Origin of the sequence: Brasilonema sennae CENA114 (assembly GCF_006968745.1) — a bacterium.
Taxonomy (GTDB): domain Bacteria; phylum Cyanobacteriota; class Cyanobacteriia; order Cyanobacteriales; family Nostocaceae; genus Brasilonema; species Brasilonema sennae.
On record NZ_CP030119.1, the window covers coordinates 171228 to 197088 of the forward strand.

Annotated in this window: 28 protein-coding genes and 1 pseudogene; 14 read left to right on the forward strand and 15 right to left on the reverse strand. The window is 42.2% G+C overall.

Annotated features, from left to right (window positions below; all coding sequences use genetic code 11):
• Window positions 1-76 precede the first annotated feature (76 nt).
• The 5 genes from DP114_RS33070 to DP114_RS33090 form a co-directional block, all read right to left on the reverse strand.
• The gene (locus DP114_RS33070) at window positions 77-1429 is read right to left on the reverse strand and encodes an NAD(P)/FAD-dependent oxidoreductase (protein ID WP_169264185.1); all 1353 of its coding nucleotides are present in this window, start codon (window positions 1427-1429) and stop codon (window positions 77-79) included.
• Between the two features lie 124 nt (window positions 1430-1553).
• Window positions 1554-1811 (reverse strand): acyl carrier protein, encoded by a 258-nt coding sequence (locus DP114_RS33075; RefSeq protein ID WP_169264162.1) that lies wholly within the window; start codon window positions 1809-1811, stop codon window positions 1554-1556.
• 10 nt (window positions 1812-1821) lie between these two features.
• Window positions 1822-3339: an amino acid adenylation domain-containing protein gene (locus DP114_RS33080; RefSeq protein ID WP_169264161.1), complete on the reverse strand. Its 1518-nt coding sequence runs from the start codon at window positions 3337-3339 to the stop codon at window positions 1822-1824.
• A gap of 131 nt (window positions 3340-3470) precedes the next feature.
• On the reverse strand, window positions 3471-4604 hold the full coding sequence (locus tag DP114_RS33085; RefSeq protein ID WP_169264160.1) for an acyl-CoA dehydrogenase family protein: 1134 nt from the start codon (window positions 4602-4604) through the stop codon (window positions 3471-3473).
• Between the two features lie 118 nt (window positions 4605-4722).
• Window positions 4723-6120 (reverse strand): cytochrome P450, encoded by a 1398-nt coding sequence (locus DP114_RS33090; protein ID WP_169264159.1) that lies wholly within the window; start codon window positions 6118-6120, stop codon window positions 4723-4725.
• Window positions 6121-6945: 825 nt separating this feature from the next.
• Between DP114_RS33090 and DP114_RS33095 the strand changes: the two genes are divergently transcribed.
• Together DP114_RS33095 and DP114_RS33100 are read left to right on the forward strand one after the other, a co-directional pair.
• Window positions 6946-7260 (forward strand): hypothetical protein, encoded by a 315-nt coding sequence (locus tag DP114_RS33095; protein ID WP_169264158.1) that lies wholly within the window; start codon window positions 6946-6948, stop codon window positions 7258-7260.
• Between the two features lie 133 nt (window positions 7261-7393).
• Window positions 7394-8074 (forward strand): hypothetical protein, encoded by a 681-nt coding sequence (locus tag DP114_RS33100; RefSeq protein WP_169264157.1) that lies wholly within the window; start codon window positions 7394-7396, stop codon window positions 8072-8074.
• A gap of 794 nt (window positions 8075-8868) precedes the next feature.
• On the opposite strand, the gene DP114_RS33105 is transcribed toward DP114_RS33100, so the two are convergent.
• The 5 genes from DP114_RS33105 to DP114_RS33125 all read right to left on the reverse strand — a co-directional run bounded on the left by DP114_RS33105 (window position 8869) and on the right by DP114_RS33125 (window position 13421).
• Window positions 8869-9687 (reverse strand): response regulator transcription factor, encoded by an 819-nt coding sequence (locus tag DP114_RS33105; RefSeq protein WP_169264156.1) that lies wholly within the window; start codon window positions 9685-9687, stop codon window positions 8869-8871.
• 908 nt (window positions 9688-10595) lie between these two features.
• Window positions 10596-11531: a tyrosine-type recombinase/integrase gene (locus DP114_RS33110; protein WP_169264155.1), complete on the reverse strand. Its 936-nt coding sequence runs from the start codon at window positions 11529-11531 to the stop codon at window positions 10596-10598.
• 172 nt (window positions 11532-11703) lie between these two features.
• Window positions 11704-12090: a four helix bundle protein gene (locus DP114_RS33115; protein WP_169264154.1), complete on the reverse strand. Its 387-nt coding sequence runs from the start codon at window positions 12088-12090 to the stop codon at window positions 11704-11706.
• A gap of 438 nt (window positions 12091-12528) precedes the next feature.
• Window positions 12529-12750 carry a hypothetical protein gene (locus tag DP114_RS33120; RefSeq protein ID WP_171978390.1) on the reverse strand — a complete coding sequence of 74 codons (222 nt, stop codon included), beginning with the start codon at window positions 12748-12750 and terminating at the stop codon, window positions 12529-12531.
• 113 nt (window positions 12751-12863) lie between these two features.
• Complete coding sequence (locus DP114_RS33125; protein WP_171978391.1) at window positions 12864-13421, reverse strand: hypothetical protein; 558 nt, start codon at window positions 13419-13421, stop codon at window positions 12864-12866.
• A 75-nt stretch (window positions 13422-13496) separates the two neighbouring features.
• On the opposite strand from DP114_RS33125, the gene DP114_RS33130 reads away from it, so the two are divergent.
• The 3 genes from DP114_RS33130 to DP114_RS33140 are packed head-to-tail and all read left to right on the forward strand — an operon-like array spanning window position 13497 to window position 15558.
• Window positions 13497-13727 carry a hypothetical protein gene (locus tag DP114_RS33130; RefSeq protein ID WP_169264142.1) on the forward strand — a complete coding sequence of 77 codons (231 nt, stop codon included), beginning with the start codon at window positions 13497-13499 and terminating at the stop codon, window positions 13725-13727.
• A gap of 2 nt (window positions 13728-13729) precedes the next feature.
• Window positions 13730-14980 (forward strand): AAA family ATPase, encoded by a 1251-nt coding sequence (locus DP114_RS33135; protein ID WP_171978392.1) that lies wholly within the window; start codon window positions 13730-13732, stop codon window positions 14978-14980.
• Window positions 14977-15558: a hypothetical protein gene (locus DP114_RS33140; protein WP_171978393.1), complete on the forward strand. Its 582-nt coding sequence runs from the start codon at window positions 14977-14979 to the stop codon at window positions 15556-15558. The genes DP114_RS33135 and DP114_RS33140 overlap by 4 nt, the downstream gene beginning before the upstream one ends.
• A 140-nt stretch (window positions 15559-15698) precedes the next feature.
• Here the strand turns inward: DP114_RS33140 and DP114_RS35555 are convergent, their stop codons facing one another.
• On the reverse strand, window positions 15699-15944 hold the full coding sequence (locus DP114_RS35555; RefSeq protein ID WP_246163613.1) for a hypothetical protein: 246 nt from the start codon (window positions 15942-15944) through the stop codon (window positions 15699-15701).
• 13 nt (window positions 15945-15957) lie between these two features.
• Complete coding sequence (locus DP114_RS35560; RefSeq protein WP_246163614.1) at window positions 15958-16707, reverse strand: hypothetical protein; 750 nt, start codon at window positions 16705-16707, stop codon at window positions 15958-15960.
• A 748-nt stretch (window positions 16708-17455) separates the two neighbouring features.
• Here DP114_RS35560 and DP114_RS33155 point away from each other — a divergent pair.
• From DP114_RS33155 to DP114_RS33180, 6 genes are all read left to right on the forward strand, one after another.
• Window positions 17456-17743, forward strand: a complete 288-nt coding sequence (locus tag DP114_RS33155; protein ID WP_169264150.1) for a hypothetical protein — start codon at window positions 17456-17458, stop codon at window positions 17741-17743.
• A gap of 469 nt (window positions 17744-18212) precedes the next feature.
• Entirely contained in the window at window positions 18213-18512 is a 300-nt protein-coding gene (locus tag DP114_RS33160) for an HNH endonuclease (protein WP_169264149.1), read from the forward strand.
• Window positions 18513-18648: 136 nt separating this feature from the next.
• Complete coding sequence (locus DP114_RS33165; protein WP_169264148.1) at window positions 18649-18819, forward strand: hypothetical protein; 171 nt, start codon at window positions 18649-18651, stop codon at window positions 18817-18819.
• Between the two features lie 83 nt (window positions 18820-18902).
• Complete coding sequence (locus DP114_RS33170; protein WP_169264147.1) at window positions 18903-19505, forward strand: siphovirus Gp157 family protein; 603 nt, start codon at window positions 18903-18905, stop codon at window positions 19503-19505.
• 231 nt (window positions 19506-19736) lie between these two features.
• Window positions 19737-19928 carry a hypothetical protein gene (locus DP114_RS33175; protein ID WP_169264146.1) on the forward strand — a complete coding sequence of 64 codons (192 nt, stop codon included), beginning with the start codon at window positions 19737-19739 and terminating at the stop codon, window positions 19926-19928.
• Window positions 19929-20033: 105 nt separating this feature from the next.
• Window positions 20034-20333, forward strand: a complete 300-nt coding sequence (locus DP114_RS33180; RefSeq protein ID WP_169157930.1) for a hypothetical protein — start codon at window positions 20034-20036, stop codon at window positions 20331-20333.
• Window positions 20334-21039: 706 nt separating this feature from the next.
• Here the strand turns inward: DP114_RS33180 and DP114_RS33185 are convergent.
• The 3 genes and pseudogenes from DP114_RS33185 to tnpA form a co-directional block, all read right to left on the reverse strand.
• On the reverse strand, window positions 21040-21357 hold the full coding sequence (locus DP114_RS33185) for a hypothetical protein (protein ID WP_169264145.1): 318 nt from the start codon (window positions 21355-21357) through the stop codon (window positions 21040-21042).
• Between the two features lie 81 nt (window positions 21358-21438).
• On the reverse strand, window positions 21439-22026 hold the full coding sequence (locus DP114_RS33190; RefSeq protein ID WP_169264144.1) for a hypothetical protein: 588 nt from the start codon (window positions 22024-22026) through the stop codon (window positions 21439-21441).
• 88 nt (window positions 22027-22114) lie between these two features.
• Window positions 22115-22360: pseudogene (gene tnpA, locus DP114_RS33195) on the reverse strand (IS200/IS605 family transposase); the annotation flags it as partial.
• A gap of 128 nt (window positions 22361-22488) precedes the next feature.
• On the opposite strand from tnpA, the gene DP114_RS33200 reads away from it, so the two are divergent.
• From DP114_RS33200 to DP114_RS33210, 3 genes are all read left to right on the forward strand, one after another.
• A complete protein-coding gene (locus DP114_RS33200) occupies window positions 22489-24120 on the forward strand; it encodes an ATP-binding protein (protein WP_169264143.1) in 1632 nt (543 codons plus the stop codon).
• Between the two features lie 208 nt (window positions 24121-24328).
• Complete coding sequence (locus DP114_RS33205) at window positions 24329-24868, forward strand: DUF192 domain-containing protein (protein WP_171978394.1); 540 nt, start codon at window positions 24329-24331, stop codon at window positions 24866-24868.
• 354 nt (window positions 24869-25222) lie between these two features.
• The gene (locus DP114_RS33210; protein WP_169266905.1) at window positions 25223-25837 is read left to right on the forward strand and encodes a hypothetical protein; all 615 of its coding nucleotides are present in this window, start codon (window positions 25223-25225) and stop codon (window positions 25835-25837) included.
• Window positions 25838-25861: the final 24 nt, after the last annotated feature.

Here is a 25861-nt window from a genome sequence, read left to right on the forward strand (position 1 = left end):
TATAACTTATATCCCAAAAATTATCGCGCTACGTATTGACAAATTCTCTCTCCTTAACGAATGAAACAGCCCTACTTCAAAACGAGGGCGCTAGTGAAGGAGCTTTCAAATCACCCAGGAATTGATGCCATAGGTGATTTTTGTTCTGCTCCACTGCCGTGACAGTCTCCCTCATCGCTCGGAGAACTTCCGGTTCCTCTTCGTCGTATACATCCCCCTGGAGCAGCTTGATGATATCGAGCCGATATCGAGAATCTTGGATAAAAGCAGTAAAGAGGACGTTTAAACGATAATAGAGAGAAATGAACTCATACCAGTTTCTCACGCCTCGGCGGAGAATAGCTTCATAGGTTGCAAAGCTATCTTTAGTAAAGATGCCCTTTTCGGCAGCTTTAATAATATCTATACTGGCACAGCGGGCACTGTTGAGAGCAATGCTAACGCCACTAGAAAAAATGGGGTCAACAAAACGAGCGGCATCACCAATCAGCACAAAGCCATCTCCACAGATCTGCTTCATAGAGTAGCTGTAATTGCCTTCCTCTTTGAATGCGCGGAGTTGCTTAGCTGCCTTCAAACCAGCTAAAAGTTCTGGACGGCTCTCTACACAATCCCAGAAAAACTTTTCACGAGATGCTTGCGATTTTACAAAATTTTTCCGTTGTGTGACTACACCAATGCTGGTGATAGTCTCTGAGATCGGGATTTGCCAAACCCAACTATTCGTGATTGGTAAGAAGTGAACAAAAATATAGTCTTGCTGTCGCTCATTTCTGGAAAGTGTGGACCGATCATAGCCTTCAAACCAGGTGTGTATGGCGCACTGATCAAACACAGGATCGGGAATTCTTAATTTGAGTTGATTGCCAAGCAGCGTTTGACGACCACTGGCATCGACAACCACCCGAACACTCGTGCTCATCTCTCGTTTGTTTGTAGAAAAGTGAATTTGAGGTTGGGATGGCTCCGAGAAATCTACTTCCTTTACTCGTACCTCTTCACAGACGGTTGCACCTAACTCTTGAGCATGCTGAAGTAAAAGTAAGTCAAATTTGCCGCGATCAACATGGTAAGTATAGCTACGGTCTACACCATGTTGGTCTCGTTCTTCAAACCTAACATCTGCATGACAGTCTGCTTCCAGTCCTTGCCAATCATGTTGGTAAATCGGACTTTTTGAATTGGAAGCTGCTGTCCATACAGCACCATACTTCCGAGGAAAACCTGCCCGATCCATCTTCTCAAGAAAACCAATTTCTTTGAAAACCCGCGTTGAAGATGGTACCAGAGATTCTCCAACATGAGGACGGGGAAACTTCTCCCGTTCTAACACAATGCATTTTAGACCTGCTTTAGCCAGATAAGAAGCGATCGCGGAACCGGCAGGTCCACCACCAATAATTCCAACATCAAAGTTGGGCTGTTCTATACTCACGTTTTTCTCCTCTTAAACACATTAGGATAACTGTAAGAGTTATTCTTTCTAGCTTAAAACCGATTAGTTTGAGTTTGCCTTGCTACACAATTGTAATTTTTAACTAGCTCACAGATGCCTAACTTTCCTTAGCGATTCCGAGAACTAAATGAGTGAGAGAAACTAAATCTTTGAAATGTTCAGCAGTCACTTTTTCAGCAGGTATTTCAATTCCAAATTGATTCCAAATGAAGTTGAGTACTTTAACAATCTCAAGTGAGTTGATAACACCCCATTCAAGCAAGGGAGTTGTTGTTTCTAAACCAATGTCCTTACCGTCTAGAACCTCGTTGGTAATGTATGCCTTCAAAGCTTCCAAAACCTCAGACTGTTGCATTTGTTCCTTCCTATACTCGTGATAATGCACTGGTGATATTAACCGCTTCCTGCGTCAGCCTCTGGCGATCAATTTTGCCGTTTCTAGTGCGAGGCAGTGCCGCAATAAAGCGCACATCATCAACGATCATATAACGCGGCAAACGCTCGGCACAGTGCCGTTTAATGGACAAGAGGGGCAAATCGCCTGTGCTAACTACAAACGCGGTTAGACGGGCATCAATTCCCGAACCGGACACAACAACCGCTGCCTCATGGATTTCAGGATGTTCTGCTAGGGCTGCTTCAATGTCGCCAAGTTCCACCCGGTGACCGCGCACTTTAACCAGGTGGTCACGGCGACCTACATACAGGTAATTGTCATCTTTGAGTAGCCTGACAATATCCCCTGTGGCATAAGGTTTGTCACCTTGTGGTGGATGTCCCCAGTAACCGAGCATGACGGTAGGACCAGAGACTATTAACTCTCCCTCTTCACCGAGCTTAGCCTTTGTGCCGTCATCTTTCAGCGCCCAGACGCAATTGCCAGAACACGCCCGACCGATAGGAACAGGCTTCGTGCGGTCCGGCTCAATCCCTTGTACTTCGTAGAATGTACAGACATTTGTTTCAGTTGGACCATAAAGATTCAGAAATCGCACTGACGGCAAGTATTCATAAAGCCGCCTTAAGTGCTTGAGCGAGAAAGGCTCTCCAGCAAAGAGGATAGCACGCAATGGGAGGGTTTGCCTGTCTAACAAACCGCCCTGCTCCATCATCAGAATCAACGCTGACGGCACAGAGTACCAGATGGTGATTGTCTCTTGAGTGATGAAATCGACTAGTCGCTTGGGAGCATAAGACATTCCATCGGGAACGAGAGAGACAGACGCTCCCACGTGAAATGCGACATAAAGGTCTAGTACTGATAGGTCGAAGTGAAAAGGTGCGTGGTTAGAAAACCTATCGGCAGGGGTTGCTTGGAGTTCTTGGGCGGCCCACTCGATAAATGCCAATGCATTGCGATGGCTGATACAGACTCCTTTGGGTTTTCCTGTTGAACCAGACGTGTAAAGGATGTATGCCAAGTCATCGTCAGCAGGGGAAAATCCTTCTACTGGCTCGTCAGAGAATGCCACCAGGTCATTCCAGGTTTGCCCTTTCCAGATGCCATCGGTACATAAGCAAGCCACGCACTCAAGATCATTAGTCAACGTGGCTTCAGCACGTTTCTCAGTGGTGATAAGTGCCTTGACTGCACAATCTTTGAGAATGGTGCGGGTGCGAACAGCAGGACCCAGTGGATCGATGGGGACATAAGCAGCGCCAAGGCGCAACACCCCTTGCATTGTTGCCACAGCACGTACTGATTTATCGAGCCAAATCCCGACGCGATCTCCCCTACAAACACCAAGTGCAGTCAGTGCTTTAGCAATGCGGTTGGCTAACCTATCTAGCTCACCATAAGTTATACTGCCGTCAGGTCCCCTGATAGCCAACGCATCTGGCGTACGTTTTGCACTAAGGATGAGAAAGTTCTGCAGGCTCATAAACAACCCCCTTGCAAGGTTAATAAGATAATCTTCAAAGTCTTTGCTCTAAAAGGATTACAAGTACGCTTATCAATAGCAACACAACACTTGGAAGGTTATACCATAACTAAATTCCTTGAAAGGGGTACTCACAGACCTAACTCTCGAGCGATTAGCTCGCGCTGCATCTCTGACGTACCTGAAAAAATGGTGCTGGGAATAGCATCTCGTAACCCCCGTTCAATGCCAAACTCAGTCAGAAAGCCTATCCCACCGTGGATTTGGATAGCATCTAGACTGGATTGAATTGCGGCTTCGCTGATCGCTAACTTAGACATTGACACGTCCAGCACGGGATTTTTTCCTTGATCGAATAGCCAACAAGCGCGGTAAAGCAGAAGACGGGCAGATTCAAGACGTAACTTCATATCAGCAATGCGATGCGAAATTGCTTGATTCTTACTAATTGCTCTGCCGAACTGGCGACGAGAGCGAGTATAACCGATAGTTTGCTCAAGTTGACGTTCCATCATCCCCACATATGCAGCAAACAAGCACGCTCGCTCCCATTGCATAGAGCTTTGAAAGACTTGTGCTCCTTGTCCCTCATTTCCGAGCTTGTTGCCTTCTGGCACATGGCAGTCCTTAAAGTAGACTGAACTGGCAAAAGTGCTGTCTAGACCCATTTTACTAAACGGTTTCCCGACAATCACTCCAGGCGTGTTTTTCTCAACAATGAATGCAGTAATCCCTAGGTAACCATGAGTGGGATTTGTCGATGCGTATACGACAAATACGTCAGCAAGAGGAGCGTTAGTTACGTAAATCTTATGACCTGTCAATACATAGGATTTACCATCACGAACTGCCTTGGTTCTAAGGGCAAAAACATCGGAGCCAGCTTCTTTCTCAGTGATTGCATTAGCGCCTTTCCACTCACCAGAACATAACTGTGGCAGAATCGCTTCTTTAAGTAGCTCAGTTCCATACTCCAAAATTGGCATGGTACAGGCAAATAGGTGGGCCAATGTGGCAAAGACGAAACCCATATCCTCACATCCACGCCCGTAAGCTTCTATGACGCGCGTTGTAGTTAACGCATCTAGACCCATACCACCATAGCGCTTTGGCACACATAAGCCTAAAATTCCTAATTCACCACACAGATGCCAAAGGTTCTGAGCCATTTCTGGTTCTTTAGCCGAACTATTTAGTTTTTCTTTTGCTAAAGCCAGGACTTTAGCATACAGTTCATTCTGATTCTCCGTCCAACTGAAGTCCATAGTTCAGTTATTACCAATGCAACAATTAATTGAGAGAGTAGATATGGTGCTGAACCTGCGTAAAATTCGCTTTTCGAGCAAACCGAATAAGATTTTTCTGAATGTTCAAGCGCAACTGCTATTGAATTGATGTGACTGAATACTCTCGATGAGGTGCACGCTGCCCTGTTATTACCATTTTGACACCATTGCCAGGTGCCATGGTAAGACGTTGGCGCTGTGGTCGTTCTGGTCGCTCATCGACTAGAGCCAGTTCGTAACGAGAGATTGCTGTTGCCAATACTAGCTTCATTTCAAACAGCGCTAAAGCCTCGCCAATACAACGACGGATTCCACCACCAAACGGCAAAAATTCATAGGGAGAAAATTGTCGTTCTAAAAATCGCTCTGGCTTAAACTGCTGGGGATTTGGGTATAAGTCCTCACGCTGATGCGTAAGATGAATACAGCCTACTACTAAAGTACCAGGTTCTAAAAGATGTCCTAGTAGTTCAACTGGTTCTTTCACAACTCTAGTAAAGGTAAAAGGAAAAACGGGATGAATTCGCAGACTTTCATTACAGACACCGGTGAGATAGGGGAGCCGGAAAATGCTTATCGGATCTGGAGAATCACCAAGGCTATGTAGTTCTTGGAGCAGTTTTTCAGGTATGAATGGTTTCTTGTGAATCCAATATAATCCCCAAGCCATTGCAGTTGCTGTGGATTCATGTCCTCCCACTAGAAGCGTCAATAACTCATCGCGCAACTGCTGATCAGTCATCGGTTTACCCTCTTCATCACGGACAGACATCAATAATGAGAGGATATCGACGCGATTTGGATCGGGTTGCTCCCGGCGTTGAGCAATTTCAGCGTAAAGCAATTCATAAATTTGTTGCTGTAGCCGCACAAAGTAGCCCCAAGGGCTCCAAGAACCTAAATCCTTTTGCAGGAAAGGGAAAAATAATAAGCTAGAAGTTAAAGGAGACTTAAGCACATCTTCCAACATTACAGTTATTAAGCGCTTGAGTTGTTGGTAGCGTTCTCCTTCATACAAGCCGAAGACAGCTTCTAATATGACTTGCAAAGCAATATCCTGCATTGCAGTACGAGCAGAAAAGGGTGTGTCTATGGGTAACTGACCAAATACTTTTTCTGTAATATTAACGATGAGTTGACCGTAGGCTCGCCGCATTTGGTCACCGAAAAAGCAAGGCATTAAGAGTTTTCGCCGTTGCTTGTGGCGTTCCCCCTCAAGCAGGACGAGTGAGTATTCTCCTAGTAAAGGCTTCATGATTTTGTTGACATCACCGGGGGCTGCAAACTTCTTTGTGTTGGTTAAAATTTCCTCTATTCCTTGAGGATGGTTAATAAATACCAGATTTTCCCAAAAAGCAGACCCGGTGTAAGATACTTTCGCGGTGAATATGTCAGGATATTGCTGAGCCACTTTTTCTACAAATCTTACAGGGTTAGCAATAAACTGGAGCGTCTGTAGAAAAAACGGAGTCTTGAGAGTATTTGGTAGTTGCATGTGAATCTTCCATTGGTTAACTTGTTGTGAACAAGTACCTTTCTGTACGATGTATCCAAGTGTGACAGCGTTTTAGACCATCATCCAGAAACTTGTAGTTGTTGTGGAGAGACATTATTAGGAGAAGATGTCAATTCCTATCAACAGAAGGGTTTTGTTGTCTCGCAATTTGCGATCACCCCGTGGTCGATTACAAATGGTTTTTTTATTATCAAACTTGTTTGACTTATAGTAACAAATTTTGAACAAATGGAAAATAGCTAGTTAAAAAAAGAAGCATTACAAGGACTTTTAAGAACTGCTGAACCTCTCTACTAATAATATTAGAGTATGTAAGATGCGATTCAATAAACTATTTGTTGCAAAAAGTAGCGTTTCTTTCGCAATTATTCTTTGTGCTGAACTATAGCAATCCTAAATAAATTATCCATATTTTCATTATGACTGTCTTTTGTCATATGTCATTGGTTTTAAGTTTCCTAAATCGAAAGGTGGAGAACAGAGCCAACGCACCATGAACACCATACCGGCGTAACCGTTCACGGGGGGGTCAAAAAAATGACCTGTATGAAATCCACGAAATCAGTACCAAAACCAGTCTAGAATTGATTTTTTTCGGTTAATTTTGAGTAGTCAAAAGTGCTCTGGAGTTTAGACTAAAGGTGAGCGATCGTTAGATCATGCCTAGAAAATTACGGAGAAAAAAATTACACTATTATGAGAGTAGAAACGTCCCTTAAAAGAAAAAGCGGTCAGTTATGTTGAACTGATCGCTAAATGGTCAATGCTGATAAAAAGAAAAAATTAGCAGCTTGACCATGACATTTGATAAGCTTAAACAATTCCGAAGATCCGTTTGAAGAACATTATGGTTGGAAAGTAGAACGCAGTTGTGTTAGACGAGAAGTAGAAAATATCGCAATGCTTGCCTTTGAATATGTAGAAAACCGATTGCTTGGATTAGCAACGCAATTTCAAAATCAAGAGCCACCTAAAAAAAGATGTGGTTGGAACAGAATTTTGGTGGAGTTAGACGGTTGCCAAATTCGTACTGGGATTAATATACCTACTGAAACACAAAAACTTACACCACGACGCCGAATCAAAAAATGTAAACGTCAGCTCAGATCTTGCACCTAACCGTATAAACCCGGACTTAGTTAAAAGCAGTGCAAAAAAGTGACACGGTTTTTCTTGTCTTTTATCGTAAAAATATAAATTTGAAGCTTAGTACTGTGTGTAAAATTTAAATCAACTTTTATTGGTGCAAGATGTGAGTCAGGTAGATTGGCGTGAAGTTAGAGTCGGATTGGCAGGTTCTGTAGAGCAAAAAGACCAGCGCACTTTTATTGCTCGAATGGGTCAATATCCGGAAGTTGTGTCACAACTCAAAACTGCTGCGATTGATAGAGGATTATCAACTTATACATTAGTTTATGGGATAGCGGATGGGGGAAACGGCTTACGAGAAGCATTATCATCTGAATTTAATCATTTTCAGTTTATTCTAGATCGAGCACATCTTAAACAGCATGTTTATGCGACAGCTGAAGAAATGGAATTTAGTGATGAAATGCGTTCTATGTGGATAAAACACATTCTTGATTCAATTGATAGCGGTTACGTTAAAAGAGTGATTAGTCGTCTCAAGCGATGGCAAGGAGAAGGGCAAAAAAGTGTCTCAAATTTATCCAAATATTTGTTACGCTTTCAAGATGCTGTTCACTATAACAAATATCGCTCACTGGGTTTACCAATTGGCTCGGGAGAAGTGGAAAGTGCCCATCGTTATATTCCACAAAAACGCCTAAAAATTCCAGGCGCGACTTGGCATCCAAATATGATTAACCCAATGCTTGCTTTACGAGTGATTCGGGCTAATCATTGGTGGGCGGATTTTTGGAAACAAATAGTACTAAAAACAAAAATTAACGACAATACTGGCTTTGCTTGAATACTTTTTCACTTTTCTATAATTTATCTACTCTTATCGTGTAAAAGTAATACTAAATATTTTGACTGCCCTATTAAATAAAAGTTTTAGTCAGTAGGGGAGGTGAGCTACGCTCACCTACTCTCCAATTGATTATTATTATTAGTTAGCTGCATATATTTAGCGATCGCTCACTTACCAACAGGTTTTGACCACACCCTTGCTGGACGGATGTTTGACTCGGAATACGATTTGGCAATGGCTGTCATTCAAGCTATAGAAGAACGCGCAACTAAAAAAGGATATCAGGTTGAACGATTTCGCTTTCCTTCTGGTTAGTATAAGTGCTTAGTACAGAATTGCACAAGGAAAGTAGCGTTATAGTCTGTCATTATTACTGGGTGAATACTCAATCAATAATCCTAGATGCTGAGTCTCAAAGGGACACGCAGCTTTGTATGCCGCAGGCATACAAAGCTGCGCTTACATTTCGCTACCGTTACACGACTCATGACATATTACGATACACATTTATCAAATGTAGTACTTAGCGATCGCCTGAAATTTTACCCCTTAACCTTTCTTTACACAGTCTTATTTATTTTTGTCCAGCTACTTACCATCCACAGTTGATGTCTTTGCCCATCTTTGACGCGAAAATCTTTTACTTGCCCCAGCTGTTCAATCAGATTTGCACCCATTTTTTTCATCCCCTCGACGCTTGTAATTTTACACCTTTTAGGCAATGAAACAGCCCTGATTGTTAAGGGGGGGGAAGGAGAAGCAGCCGTTGGCTGCTTCTCCTTGCCTTGTTTTTATTCTGGCGAGAGTGATGAAAGAGCGATATAACTGCGACACTCCTTTCTCCAGGCATGGGGAGTTGTCCCATAATGTTGGCGAAACTGGCGGAAGAAATTAACCGGACACTTATAGCCCACCTTAGCAGCGATCTCCTCCACACTCTCTGAAGTTTCTAAAAGCAAGGAATGTGCTGCTTCTATCCGGCGCTGGATAATCCAACTTTGCACAGTTTGTCCCGTTTGACGTCGCATTAAGTTAGTGAGGTAAGCTGGGGAATAACCAACTGCTTGAGCCACATCGGCAAGGGTAATAGCTCGGTGAAAATTGGTCTCGATGAAGCGGAAGACCTCACTTAACTTGGGATTTGACAGAAAAACCGACTTAGGGTCACTCGATTTTTTAATGTCAGCAGATAATGGTTCTGCAATTAGCTGGCACTGTGCAGAGTAGCACTGCTGCAGGGTGGCTTGTCTTTTCAAGCGGGCTGCAATCGCCTTGAGTAATTCATCTACTGTACAGGGCTTGGTGAGATAGTCATCCACCCCCAATTCCATGCCTTTGCGAATGTCATCCCGAGTCGCTTTAGCAGTGACAAAAATCAAGGGGATAATTGCTGTGGTAGGGTTTTGGCGCAGCACCCTTAGCAGGCTGTAACCATCAAGCTTCGGTAACATAATGGCGCTAATTATCAAATCAGGTAACTCTTTCTGTGCCAAATGGACACCGATAACGCCATTATCAGCACCTATAGTTTGGAAACCTTTAGCTTTAATGCCTTCTAGAAAAAAGTTTCTAGTGGCTGCTACATTTTCAATTACCAGAATTTTTGTCATTATTATTGTAGTCCCTGAGCTAATGAAAATCTACAGACGTACAGTAAAAATTATTAATGATGTTATTTCACAGCGTTTGCGTCACAGTTGAAATCACAGTGAAGCCCTACCCTAATTGTTAATAGAGGTCAGTAAAAAAAACTTATGCACTTTTTAGATAAAAATGGGAAATAAGGGGTTCTGGTAGGAATAGAACAAAAACGTACACTAAGCCCAGAATGTATATAGAGAAAGCGTTATAGATCTCGGTAAACTTTGCCTATTTTGAACCAAGGTAGGCAAATTCAAACAGCTTTTTTTCTCTTCAAAATACTACTATATTTTGATAGTTATACAGTATTAATCAGCGATTTTAGGACGCCCTTTCAGAGGATGTTTTAAAAAGGGCATTGGCACGGAGTGCCCACCTTCTTGCGATGCTCCCAGAGGGAGCATTAGTGACAGGTTAAGATAACATTGGTTTTGTAAATTAGAAATTCTGCTGAAAATTTCTGAAAAACTAAGGTATCAAGCTAAGCTTTGTACTGATGTTTCAGCACAAAGATGAATGATGAACACAAAGATTAGGCGTTCGCGTAGCGTGCGCCTTTGGCGCTTTGTCCTGAGTCATCAATTAGATATATTGACAAATGCATCATAATCTTAACCTGTCACGAATGCTCTGGGAGCCGCCCCTTGGGCGATCGCCCTGCATTGAAATGAACTTTGAATTACATTTTTGTAAAACGATCATCACCAAAAGTTGCTAAAAGCCAGGATTAATTGCGACTTAATGGTAAGATAAACGACCGTTTTCTTGATAGACGTTTGCATTCTGTTGTTGGTCATTTCAAGCTACTTGTTGCAAAAGTACCTAATGAATGAACAAGTCGCACAACGCATTATTAAAAAATTAGCTCTTAAACAGTCTACAAATCCATCAACTCCAACGCACTACTTTCATGTGGACGCGCCCGTAAATACCTGTCCGTAACCGACAAATCACTATGTCCCAACGTATCGCGTATCAACACTGGATTCACCTTACGTTCAGCAGCATGGCTCCCATGTGCGTGCCGTAACCAATGACAACTAATCTTCTCATCTAACCCTGCTTCTTCAACAACCGCCTTAATAATCGGATGAAGATTTTGTCGTTCTAGATGTCCACCCTTTTGGCTTGTAAAAACAGCATCATAGGACTTAACATTATCACCTTTAAATGCCATCAACTCAGCCCACAGTTTTGGTTTCAGCAAAATACTGCGACTTTTATTCCCCTTGCCCTCACGCACATAAACTTGCCCACTGTCACCCCTGGCGGTTAAATCCCCCCACGTCAGGTGACACAACTCATTGGCACGCAACCCTGCCGCATACAACAATTTAATTATCAACACATTACGACGAGCAATTTCTTGACGCTTCGGAGTTTTTGCACGTTCGCAAAGTTTTTGGGCAGCACGCACCAATAATTTCACATCCGCCTCATCAATATACCGAGAGTTAATTGCATCCGGCATTTCGCCCAATTTCAACGCCATTCCGACATTAAACGGTAAATAACCAATTTGATGGGCAAACGAAATCAAACTCTTAACTGCTGCAAGATGAATACGCCGCGTACTCTCGCTGTGGGCGCTAAACGTTGTTTTATACTCAACCAAATCTTCATAAGTCACACTTTTGAGTGGCTTCTTCCGTAAAAACGCCAAAAAACGCTTGATATAGCACCGGTATGCCACCACCGACGATTGCGCCTTCCCATCCAACCATAACGCCACGAGCTTCGCCTGAGCAGCAGGAGTAGGCAATTCTGCTATAGCCTTACGGTAGTTTTGGACGTGGACGAGAGAAAGAGTCATAGATGAGGCAGAGGGGTAGGGGCGGAGGGGCAGAGGAGCGGAGGGGCGGAGGGGAAAGAATTATTGGACAATAACTCTTTTTCTCCTCTGCTCCCCATCTCCCCATCCCCTAGTAGTGTCTCAACGAATAAATATCTTAACTGAACCGTATTGGGGGCATGGGGAAAGAACTTCAACGTTTCATTAGCCACGGCTCAGGGTTAGCAATCATATTCACCAAACCACCCAAAATTCGGTTGTAATTGCCGTAAAGTTCTCGCCCTGCTTCTACATCCATGTAATTGCATTTGACAGCAAATTCAATCCAAGTTTGAGTTTCAGCAGCTTCTGATTCACAATCATTCAATTTCGCGACAAATGCTGCTTCATAACGACGTTTACGCCAAGCTTCCGCCAAATTAGCACAAACAGAACGCGACGAACGCCGAATTTGGTCAGTCAACGAATACTTCTCTTCTATAGGAAACTTTTTTGAAAATTCAAAAATTTTCATAGCTGTATCAAAAGCCATTTGATATACCTCTAACTGTTTGTGACTTTTTATAAGTTCTCTTGCCATCTCCTCCGCTCCTCTGCCCCCCTGCTCCTCTGCCCCCCTGCATGATTTGGTCATATTTCCTACTTTCTAACAAACAAGACTAAATTACAGTTTGGTCTGATGTTAAGATGTCTGATTTTTATTGTCCCGCTTTTTGGTACTATAAAAATATGCTAATTAAATTTGTTAAGAGCGACGCAACATAAGAAATTTTACGTGCGGATATATTTTCCGGAAATATAGTATACAAGCAATTTGACCACGAGTAGCACTCACTTTGGTTTTTGGCACAACTGAATGCATTAAAATTGCTATTAGTCAAGTAATAGTTTGCATTTCTTTGTAATTATTGGGGTTTCATTTTTTCGCTCTTTATCTGGGCAACCGGGCGCGCAAAGTCTGCCTGCTGGGTGAAAGATTCCATCCACCGGAGCGCGTTAGCGCCGCGCCCCTTTGGGGCTAGCGGAACCGGAGGTTCTCCCCGATAGGCGCAGCCGTGCCGTAGGCATAGGGCACCGCAGATTTTTCCGGTTTTAATGAAACGGCTAGCGAACCGAAGGTTGCTTTGCACTCTTTAACAGCAGAAAAATCTCTTTCTCCCCCTGCACCGGGTGCTCCCCTGCTCCCAAGCGCTTGCCCTAACCCGGCAATTTTGGGTTGGTCGAGTAAGCTGTTAAGCACCTAATTTACACATTTAGACAGCAGAGGAGCAGAGGGGCTCCAGGGGCAGGGGAGAAGGATTAACGCTTTTTCTCCAAAATTGATAAAGGCCAAGTTAAATGCGTATTAGCTTACTAGCGTTGGGGGTGGTACAGTCCGTCCGAAGTTTTCCATTCCCAAGCAATACTCATAGGATCGCGGTTCCGGGACCAACTCAAAAATTCTTTAACGCTCTTGTTTTCTCTTTCAGCGACGAGACCTTGAGCTGTGACACCAAGTCTTTGGGCAAGGCTTTCGTTTGTCCTAGGCTGTAGTTCAACTTGTGTTTGTTGGTACGGGTAAGCAAGTCTTCGCGGTTTAGTGTTGTGACTTAATCTCCCAGAGGCAATTGCCCGTTCGATTAACTCTAGCTTCTTAGTAATAACCTCTAGTTTTGTTTCTACCGAAGAACCAAGAGCCGCAAGATGGGATTCCAGTTTCAAAAGCCTCTCTTCTTGCTGTTTGACTGATTTATTGCCTGCTGTTACATCGATATCATTCTTGATATCAAATCGGAGTAGCAATTCCTCTAAGGCTTGCAGCAAGGCAATTGTATGACCCTGCCTGTGTAACTTTGATAGTCGCCGAACCACCCCAATGAGTGGAACGGGCACACGAATCATCTCGCTTGGTGGGGATTTTTGGTCTGGCATTTGATATCATTATTGATATCGACAAGCTGATTATAAAAGGTTTGGCGGAATACAGTAATTGACTGAGTATTAATTGTGTCCAGATTTCTCAAACTTGTTACATATCAACACAATTTGCGACGGTTGGTTCACAACGATAGCCGTCAGGCGTGCCGTAGGCATATGAAAAATCTGCCAAGCGCCAAAGGAGTTATCTCAGCACCCAAAACCGAGGCTGGCTATGATTCCAGGGATAAAATTATTCACCTTGTACAAGAGGTGAAACGAGAAATAGCAGCAGAACGTCAACAGCAGCAAGAGCAGTAGTCATGCTTACAAAACTGCGTCTGGAACGATTTAAAAATTTCAAAGATGCCGAACTCATTCTCGGTGCTTTGACCCTTTTAGTAGGGACAAATGCCTCTGGAAAAAGCAATATTCGGGATGCGTTTCGCTTTCTTCATGGTATTTCTCGTAATTACAACCTAGCTGAAATCTTTGGTGAAAAATGGATTGAAGGGGGCGTTCTCCAATGGCGGGGTATTCGTGGCGGAACGCGAGAAGTCACTTTTATCAATGAATCAACTTTTGCACTAGCAGTTTCATTTACCTTGGCAAAAAATGATTCCTCACAAGAAGCAACTTATCGGATTGAGGTGAATCCTGGTGCAAGTGGTAAAGCCCCTATTGTTATTGCCGAAAGTCTCACAATTGCAGGGCAATCTGATAGCGTTTTTGAAGCGCAATCTCATCAGGAGTCAGGGCAGAATAATTTCTCTGTGAAAGTAGGCGGTGTAACTCCTTATGATCCAATTTTATCTTATACCAATTCTCGTCCTGTGCTTTCACAAATTGCAGCGGCAATTCCATCACCATCAGTGAGAGAAACAGCCCTAGCTGCAATGTCCGCCCTAAGTTCAATGCGGTTTTTAGATTTAAGCCCAGATGCCATGCGACTACCTTCCTTGCCAGGACAAACAGTCCTGGGAGACAGGGGTGAAAACCTATCTTCTGTATTGCAAGAAATTTGTGAAAACCCTGAAAGTAAACAAGCACTTCTCCAATGGGTACAAGAACTAACCCCAATGGATGCTAAAGATTTTGAGTTCCCTGCTGATTTTACTGGAAAAATATTGCTTCAATTAATTGAAGAAAATGGTCAAAAAACATCTGCTATTAGTGCGTCAGATGGGACGTTACGTTTTCTAGCAATGATAGCTGCTTTACTAGGACAAGAACCAGCAAGATTCTATTTTTTTGAAGAACTGGACAACGGCATTCACCCCACCCGCTTACACCTACTTCTGGAACTTATCGAGCGCAAAGTTTCTCAAGGAACAATCCAAATTGTAGCAACCACTCACTCACCACAGTTGCTCAGACTTTTAAGTCCGCAATCATTAGAATATGCCTCATTAACCTATCGCTTTTGGGATAAACCTGATGCACATATAAAACGCATTGTTGACATTCCAGAAGCAAGACGTGTTATCAATGAGCAAGACTTGGCACGCCTTCATGAATCTGGATGGTTGGAAGATGCAGTGGATTTTCTGGAAGACGAGGAAACAAACCAATGAATGTACTTGTGATTCCAGAAGATTTTCGTAAAGACCAATATATGCTTAAGCCGATAATTACGGCGATGATGGAAGCATTAGGAAAACCGAAAACCAAGGTCAGAGTTTGTCAAGATCCACTTTTAGGAGGCATTAATGAAGCTCTCAAATGGGAACGGATTTCAGAAATTATTGAGCGTTACAAAGGTATGGTTAACTTATTCCTACTTTGCGTAGACCGGGATGGAAAAGAAGGAAGAAGAGGGATGCTTGATAATATTTCGCAACAAGCTGCAAATATTTTAACTGGTAATAGGTTATTTTTAGCAGAGAACGCTTGGCAGGAAATTGAGGTTTGGGTTTTAGCAGGTCATGATTTACCTGCTGATTGGAATTGGCAATTCATCCGCAATGAAATTAATCCTAAAGAAACCTACTTTCTTCCTTTTGCTGCACAACGAAATATTTTAGATGCTCCTGGTGAAGGACGAAAGTTACTAGCCCAAGAAGCAGCGCGACGATACAGCCGAATTCGCCAACTCTGTCCCGAAGATATAGCTGTTCTCGAAAACCGAATTAACTCTTACATAGCAGGATAAAGCATGAGCAGACCGTTACATAGCAATCCACTCTGATACTTTGGCTTGTTGACTATTCACCTTAAACTTCCATCGGATATTTCGCCATCATTTCTTCAATTTTAAGCGTTTCTCCATACCAGTATCTCATTCTCCGAGATTTATCTGTTGCTCCTATATTGTCTGCCAAATCTAGTAATCAATTCCTCGCGTGACAATTGCATGAGTAATGGGGTAAATTCTTCAGGTGATAATGCTAATACTGGTTCAAGAATTGCGCTTAATTCTTTATCTAATGAACCAAAACGAACTTGTAGTAAATTTTCCACTACAAGACGTTCACCTTGTTGAATCCCTTCTTGTTTGGCTTGTTCTCGGTCTTGCTGGTAAAGTGGTTCTAACTGCATAATTAACTCCCTATCATCTTCTTCTAAATCTTGATTTACTCTCAAGATAGGAGCGCAGGTTGTAGATTAATTCTAACGCCGCTTTCTGGAATGGGTGATTTGATGGTAGTGCTTTTAACTCATTAATTGCCTGCTCTTGTATCCTTCCTCTACCGAGGATTCTCAACCACAGTGTTTCTGAGGTTTGCGGTAGCTGATGGATGGCTACGATGGCTGTCCGCAAATACTCTGCCAGAAAGTGTACTCCAGGCAACCACTCTTCTGCTTGAGTAGCACCAAATCCTGATAACAGCGTTGTGGATGCTGTTGGCGTGAGTATCCATAATTTGGGAATTTCTAATTCTTGAATGGGAGTTTTATTTTTATTAGCTTCCCGTTGTAATGCGCCCCTAACTTCTAATAATTTCAGGAGACAATCACAAATTTCTTCTTTAGATGCAGCCGAAGCGGAATGGTTCGCCAGCGCGGTCTTGGGGAGCCAGTCCTGCAGGAGGGTTTCCCTCCGTAGGGACCTGGCGTTGGTTTCCCCCATGAGCGACTGGCGAACCCGTAAGGGTTCAAAGATAGCAGGATTGGCTGCAAATCTTCCTAATAACCCTAGTGTTTCTAAATTGGCGCTTTGTTGTTCTATCGAAGGAGAAAATAAAACATCGATTTCTCGAACTTCTCCTGCTACACGACTGGGTGCTTGTACTTCTCCATAAGGTTTTAATAATTCTTCCAGATAATCCTTGGCGAATTGGTCATGAATAAATCGGGTCATTCAATTTGATTGATGGAAAATTTATTTGACGTAATTAATAATATTTTATCTGTTTTTACAATCCGAGCAGACATTGATTTAATATTTGATTCTGTATAAAGCGCACAATCAGCAACTATTAACCCGGCGTTGCGGGTTATCAGATTCATGTTGATCGTAATTAGGCGATACGCACATGCGATAAGCCTCTGGCTTATCGCGCACAACGCGCGTAGCGGTTGCTATCTCCTTCTTCTGAATTAATACCTTACGCCCGAAGCTATTGCTTTGCAAGATGATTTATACGGTGAAGAGTTTATATCTAACCGCAAAGCCCTCAAATCACTACTTGCAGTACTTCTTACTGATTCTGATAGAGAAGAAATTGCAGAGAATGCTGCTCATTAAATACGTGCATAGTTTATGTGTTAACTTAACTTTATATAAAGTTTTATGCGTACATATACTAAAAACCAAAGAGCATTAGTTCTTAACCCCATCCCTTTGAACTAAATCTATCCGGATGGCGCGACTTAACCAGCTAAAAATTGATGTGTAAAGATACTTATTTTTGCCTTATTATCAACAGTAACTGTCTCAAAGTCTTATTTTTGCGTGGAGACTAGCTGATGTTTGAAATTGGCTTGACGCGCGCGTCAAGCCAGAGGCTTATCGCCTGTTGAAAGCCAATTAGAGAGTGGTATTGGCATTTTTCACCAGATGTCTAATCAACGGAGGCTTACGCCAGGAAAAGTAGAAGTCACTTAACATGCACGCTTCGACTATGCAATTCCACTTTCAAGTTTTTGGTATCTGGGTATCTAACGCCTCCGGAAACTGTTTCAAACCAGCTATCCAGTTTAAAGATGGAGGTTGTCTCGTTCGTACAAACAACTGGTTAGAAACCAAGATTTGTCGTCGAACTGATGGTAGTTGGTACTGGAACAGTGAACATATTGCTCGCTATCTAGGAAAATACATCGAAGGCGATGAGAAACGGGGATACCCTGATAGCTGGGAATATGAAGGGTGGTTAGGCTACCACTATTACGTCTAAATCTACATCTACAAATCCACAAAAACCGTAAGCAATTGAACAGGCTTGCGGTTTTTTTTCACTATTCATTCAAAACGAGTAACCGACGTAGACTATAAAAGGATGACCGTGTTCTACCGAAGCTAGTCTTTTTACAAATCGATATAGCCTAACCATGAACTAGTTCTCATCGACTAGTAATGGTCATTATAAGACTAATAGCTCATGGAAAAATGCTGATGGGGGCAGTCTATTAATAATTTTTACGCAAATTAGGTTTTCATCACCCAATCAAGTAAGGATAGATATATCATCAGGTAATTTGCAGTTCAACATCAAGAAGATTCCCGCGCTCCAATAGGATTTGGCTGAAAATACACTTCTGTGACGGGTTGTACTAACCAGTGGTAAAAACTACGTGCGAGGCGTGAGAACTATTATTACCGATATAATCACAATTAGTTTTGTGCAACCCAAAAGGAACTAATTAATGGCTAGCAAAAACCGCAGTCGGTATCCTTCAAACTGGGATACTATCGCGCTTGAAATTAAATCAAAATCCGACTGGCGATGTACGCGCTGCGGGATGCAATGTCTGAGACCAACTGATAAAAAAGAAGGATTATCTCGTAGGGAACGTAGCATCAAAACATTAGTTGTCCACCACTGGAATTACACGCCCGAGGACAATCGAAACGAAAATCTTGCGGCTTTATGCAGTGCGTGCCACATGCTATTCCATACGCGGCGACGGGGAAACATATCACCAGGGCAACTCTCTTTATGGTAACAAAACCAATAATTTAAGACAAATCAATAGTAATTAATTATCATCAGGAGAATAAAATAATCTCCCCTTTTAAAATCAACATCACAACAAATGCTGACGCAAAAACTTCACGCTCATGAATTGAAGTTGTATAGAGATGAAAACTACTACTGCTAATTCTAACTCAAAAACCCATCATAAATCAGCCAAACTCATACCAAAAATTCAACAGGTTAATACCCCTATGAATGAGGCAGATTACTACAACACCGTTGCTAATTTAACAGAGGATAAAGCAGACTATTTTCACTTACAGTACAGCTACTAAGCTCAATTTACCTCCAACCATCACTCTTGATAGTCAACAACCAGTAGCTAAATACTACTGGTTTTTCATATTAGGAAAAAATCATGACTCAAGCAATTGAACGCGAAATTAACCAACTTACCCTCCAGGAGTTAAGCCTGGATGCAGCTAAACTGTGGTCACAAATAGAAGAAGCAAGCGAATTAGGCTCTGAGGGTAAAGTAGAGGAACTTGTACAAGAACTTATGACTATTCAGGATGGTATCGAAACCAAAATCGATGCCATCGCCTGGGTAGTTGACCAGTTAAATCTTGACCTTGGAACCTGGGAGGAAAGAAAAGGACGAGTAGTCGAACTCCACGACCAGGTAATTTCACGCCGCAAAACTCAACTTGAACAAATCAAGCGCACCCTCATCCATTTATACGAGATTGGATTAATCAATGACAAAAATATCGGTAAGGAAAGGGTGATTGAAATTAGAGATAACCCGCCTAAAGTGGCTAACTTACTATTAGAAGTAGATGATGAAGATTTTCCGAATGAGTTTAGAACTATCAAGTACCAAGCTAATAATAAGGCAATTATCGAAGCTTACAAATCGGGTCAAGATATCAACAATGTTGCTGAGGTAACTATCGGTAAGCAGGTACGGTTTAAAGTACAATCAAGTGGAAAAAATCGCAACAATAAAAACCACAGATGATGGCAGAAGCCAAGCTCGATAAAACAAATTCCCTATCAGAAATATTACCATCATGGTTGAGATTTTACTCAACCATTTTTTTATTAACTCTTACATACTGTACTTATAAGGATAAAGAATAAAAATATCCGAAAATATACACCACAGCAGCTTCGCTGAATAATATTAGAATAAATTGCCTAAATTTCTTCATCAAAGCAACAACAATTCAGTTTTATAAGGCAACTGCAAATGGAAAGTTTAGTTCATTTTATCGACAACTTACTCTACATCCTTATCTATGGATTTAGCAGCTTGTTTATTCTGGTATTCATATTAGATATGCAAACTGCATTCGCCAACCATATGTCAGGTTACACCGCGCATAACCACATTCAATCATTCAGTCATCAACTGCTACCAGTCAGAGAAAAAAATGAGTAATATCCGTATCGTTTGGCTAAAAAGTTATAAAGAAAAGCTAAAAATAATTAGACTACAATCAATAGCTAATGCTCATTAGAAAGAAATATTTATGGATTCTTTATAATGAGCTATCATCTCAATACAACTGGTACTTCTCGCAATCCAATCGGCAGTATTTGCCCTCTAGACATAGTAGTTCAAGTAGGATTTGGAACGGCTAAGATAACCAAAAACAGACAAACTTACTACGACGGCGAGACTGAAGTAGGTCAACCAAAAACACTTGCTGAGTTTGAGGAAATTGCCCAACAAGAACCAGGAAATTGGAAATTAATAATGGAAGCGCCTTTATGGGAAGCAATCTGGGAAAGGCAGGATACTAACAAGTGGGTTTGTATTAAGGCAGGAAAAGGATTCGCATAGTGACACAACCGAAAAGCTGCTTCAATTGCAAGCACATCCATACACGGGATAATTCTAGCAGCTAGCTATTGGGCAATACAGTTCAGTTAAGGAAATTAATCTGTTGAGGCAGGCAGGGGGGCAGAGGAGCAGAGGAGCAGAGGAGCAGAGGCGAAAGAACTAATGGGACTTAGACAAAAAGTAGCAAGAATTTAACCTCAAATCTATATATAGAGCGAGTTTGACATCGTTTTGCCTAGTTTCTTGATATATCTGGGTTTCAGGCATTTTTGAGTCTTTGGTGTATTTCTCTTGTCCTGCATAGGTTTGGGGCTTATTTCTGCCTCAAAAATGTTTAAGTCCCGCTAATGGTAATGGACGTTAACTCTTCATCACCCAAGCGCTCCCCATCTCCCCATCTCCCCTGCTGTCTCAACGAATAAATGTCTTAACACCAAGCGTATTGAGCTATTGGGAACCACCAGATAGCGGCTCTTCGTGCAACCATCTGAAAAATTTTGGGAAGTTGAGGTAGTAGATATTCAGGAACGATTAAAAGAACTTAAACTAATTCCCGTATGATAAATAGGTCAGCACAAATATTTGTCGTTGAGACAAGGCAGCCGGAGCTCAAGGGAAGAGGATTTCAATACCTTAATCTTTCTGAACATAGTTGTGTTTATTTGTGCTTTCCTACTTAGCGCCAAAGCCGTTAGTTCAATATTTTTTACAAATAGCGCAGTTGAGCTGTAAGTGATTCAATTAACCCTTCTGCTTCATCCTTGCCAATACCTCCTAAAATCGCAATCGCTTCTTTGAGATTAATTTGACAGTCTTCTGAATATCCTTGCATCATATCCTCTAAGGCATGATTTAAAGTATACTCACCTAAATCAGCAACTTCGCAGTGGAATAACCAATATGTTAATGTTACCCGCAATGCAAGCTTATCAGCTAGGGTAAGTTTCTCTAGTGTTGTGCCGAAAGACTCGACAAGTTGGTCAATTTGATTCGTCTGCGTATAATATGTAACACACTTGCTCATCTTGAGAAACTCCCTAATTTTTTCTCGAAAATACCACCAGTAGTAGCCCAGCGCTCTAGGCTAAATAGCTGAAAAACTTTACTAGTTCCTAGATGCCAAATACCCCTGACGGTAATTACTTTTCTTCAGCTTCGTAGCCTGACGAGGTGTCCACTGCTTAATAGCGTCTACCCTACCTGCATGGCGCAACTTCTGTTCATAAGTAGTATTGCCGGTCAGTTTTGCGATCGCACCAGCTATGACAAGCGCACAACGCTCCGGTTGGCTAGAAACCTGTTCCTCCGCAAAGCGCACCACCACCCAGTTAGCATCAACAAAGCACTTGTTTCTGTAGTTATCCTCCCCAATACAGTGGGTAGGTTTTCCCGTTGCAAATGAGATAGGCTCATCCACTTCAACATCTAGGTGTAGCCCAGTAGTGGGTTCCACAATCAGAAAATCAGCTGTGTAATGTAAATCGTGCCCTGGAGGTAACATCTTCTGTTGGGGTAAAACAACCCCTTCACCAAAATAATGCTTCAAGACATTCCCAAATAGATTCTCACTCGCCCCCACAGGGGCATCACCCGTACCCGAAGGTGCAGTCACGGGAGCAAATTTCTTATCTCGAACCAACTGCGGGACAAATATTTGAGGAAAAGATGGAACTGGTAATGCTGATTTCGCCATCTAGATCTCCCTTTGGGTACTCCCGCCACACTGGAACGGTTGGCGGGGATGGGGAATTGCGGGGCAATTAAGAGGGTATTGAACCCCCTCAATTGCCAGGACTACTTTGTTTCTCAACGTAGGATCTAAGTTCAGAAAGTGTGACACTGCCACAGGACGCAACGAAGTACGCACCTGTCCAAAATACGGGTTTGTTATAAAACTGGTTGACGTGTTCATGAAACTCCTTGCGGATTAAACGGCTAGAAACGGTTTTAAGGTTATTGACTAGTTTGCTTACTTCAACATATGGTGGGTAGCTGATAATCAAATGAACATGATCTGGTTCCCCATTACACCCAGTTTTACAAGTACACCAATATTATTGAAACCAACAGATGTTGCATATTTTTTACAACTAAAATTGGATGCCAATTGTCAGTCACATGGAAGAAAATACGCTAAAAGCACTTCGGACAAGGTATGTACAGCTTCCAGATACTCTCAGGACTGATTCAAGAAGAATATCCCGTCATCGCCTGCGAATCTCCCCTCCAAGAAAGACTGCGCCTACTCACTCATATCAGTCAGTTCTGCCAAACCACCAGAAAAAGGTGCTACCTGTGGAACCTAGGAGAGGAAACAATCAAGGAACTGACAGTTGAAAATTCAAAATTAGTGATTGGAGAATTTCAAGACTATATTCCTAAACCAAGACAAAATAAAGAAGATTATTTTCATATCCTCAATTTTTGGAAAGAATATCAAGAAAATGGGATACTAATTATCGAGAATATATATCCCTGGATTCAGGAAAATAGCCCAAAAAAAACTGAAGATTTACTGGTGTCAGAGTGGATGAAATCTTCACTACTCAACCTGAAACTTTATAACCAAAATACTGGGAAAGTTGCCCTACTCCTAGGAGCAACTGCTGATATTAGTAGCGATATCTCCGCCGAGATTCCTATCTGGAAACAAGATTTACCTGATGTTAGCGAAATCATCAACTCTCTCACTCAAACCAGCCTCCTACTCCCAGAATATACAAACACAGACTATCTCACAGTGGCGAATGCTGGGATGGGGTTGTACATATCTGACATCATAAACCTACTCAAGGAGGTTAGAAAAACCACCGATTTCAATAACTCCGAATTCGTAGCACAATCTCTGCTCAAACAAAAAATCCAACTGCTCAACCGCCTCTACGATATTGAGTTTCTACCTCCACCCAAAGTCCAACTAGGTGGGTTAGAACTCATGCAAGAGTCATTTAAAAAATTCAAGCGCCTCCTCACCCCTCGCGCCAAACAATATAACCTCAAGGTGCCCAAAGGTATCATGTTAGTGGGACCACCAGGAACAGGTAAATCTCACTCCGCCAAAGCCTGTTCCCAAAACATGGGTATTCCCCTCATCATGGTAGATTGGGGGAACTTCCGCAGTTTCGGGAACCAAGCTGAAATTAAGCTTGAACGCCTGCTAAAACTCGCTGATAAATTGTCACAAATAATACTTTATTTTGATGATTTTGATAAAGCTTTTGCCGGAGATGATGATTTAGCTAAACGCCTAGCTGGTAAGCTTTTGACCTGGATGCAAGAAAGACAGTCTGATGTATTAGTTATTGCTTCAGTCAACCGAATGGAGTGGCTACCACCCGAACTCACCCGCGCCGGACGGTTTGACTACCTCTTCAAGGTAGACCTACCCAACAACGGGGAAAGATATACTATCTTCAAACTGCACGCTGCCCGATTTGACGAACGCTTCCGCAATGGTGGCGATCCTTGGGACGAAGAACAGTGGCGCAGACTTCTTAAAGCCACCAATAGGTGTGTGGGTGCTGAAATTCAGACAATTGTAGAACGTGCTGCTAGCACCATATTCTGTCAGACAGTAATAGAAGATACTTACTCACAAAGCAAACTCCCGCCTCTAGAATTAACAATTGAAGCACTACTCGAAGAACGCCGCCAAATTAACCCGCTTGCTATCCGGGAAGCAGATAGAGTCGAGTCAATGCGTAATAAAGCAGACCAACAAGCTTTACCTAGTAGCCCTCTTGATGAAAGCAAGTTTGCTGTTGGAAACATCAATATTTTCAGCTAGCAAACATCAATAAATCAGTTATCAGTTACCAGTTACCAGTTACCAGTTACCACTGGTCATTGGTCACTGGTCACTGTTCACCCTATGGCTAACGCCACGCCTTACGGCTATCGGGTTCGCCAGATGCCTACGGAGGGAAACCCTCCTGTAGCACTGGACTCACTGTTCACGCTCTTTAATCACTTTACCATTTTATTCATCTAAAATTATGGAAGTCACAAGACCAACCACTCAAAGGGGAATTCAAGCTAAGCAAGCACAAACTTCACCAAAAAGCTTATTCTTCAAAATTCTCAATGTCGTTGGACCAATTGCCGGTTTCACTGCTGCCCTCTCACCCCTAGCGCTCTACTTTTGGAATCATCAACCCCAGTATCTACCTGTTAGTGCAACCTTTACTAGTAATAACCAAACTATCAAACTAGAGGTAGCTAGAGTTGCCCAAGAACTATCCAAAGGACTCAAATTCCGCAAGTCAATACCGAACAACCACGGGATGCTATTTGTTATCAACAAATCAGAACCTATTAGCTTGTGGATGAAGGATACTCACATCCCCCTAGATATGATATTTCTTAAAAGTGGAGAAATTAAACATATCGTCAGGAATGTACCACCCTGTACAACTCAGGAATGTCCTAAATACAATTCAGTGTACCCTGTAAACCAAGTCATCGAATTACCCGCAGGTAGTGTAGATTTTCTAAGGTTAAATAATGGAGAATTTCTCAAAATCAATCTGAAATAGCCTCAACTCCTAATCAAACAACACATTAGCCAAAATCAAGCATAAAATCCCTAAAAATCCTTGTTTTTAGGGATTTTACTTTGCTTAAAGATAGTGTTGAGATACATTTTTAGTTTTGTCAATTCAACTAGATTTTAAATTAACTTCAACACTGTATAGGCAAAGATAACATCAAAACTTAAACAATTAATCGGATGTATCAAAATTCATTCCACTTATAGAATAAACGTATAAGCCACAAGGCTTTCAAGAGTTTTAACCAATACCGATTCTCCGTTGAACTTTGCCCAAAAGAGTATCTCCCCGACAAGTTCTCTCAAAAATTAGCTCTCATAAATCGATAATTACACTCACATGAGAACAAACTACGACCCCGATTACAATAAGGACTATACATCCTACGAACAAGAATACGGATATCTTGTTTCAGCGAGACGCCGCCGCACTTGGAAAGAAAATGGCACAATCGCCGGTTTGATGGCTGTTGGTACCGGATTGATGATTGTGGATCTTTCAATCCACAACATGGTTATGGCATCACTCGCATTCGCTACTGCCATCGTCGCATTAATGCCCAAAGAAGCAAACAGCCTGCTTTCTAACTTTGAGAAATGGCAGCAGAAGTACGGTATCAATATTTACACAATCATGTTTTGCTTGGTAGGTGCGGTATTCCTGCTGGATATGTCAGTTGCACCAGCCAGCGCGCAATTCATGAACAGCGCTGAAAAATTCTTCACAAATGAAAAGTACTTCCCTGGTATAGATAAAAAAATAACTGGCTTTATCTTCGCAGTACTGCGCGGTCTGTTCCTGATTTATCTTGCTATCGGTCTTATCCGAGTCGTCCAAGCAGCCAGAAATGACGAAGATTGGCAGACCATTGCCCGTACTCCAATTATTATTGCCATCACTGTAGTAGTTGGCGATATCCTAGCTGGATTAGTAGTCGGTACTGGCGGCGGCTAAACACAAAAGAGCACCATAATCAAC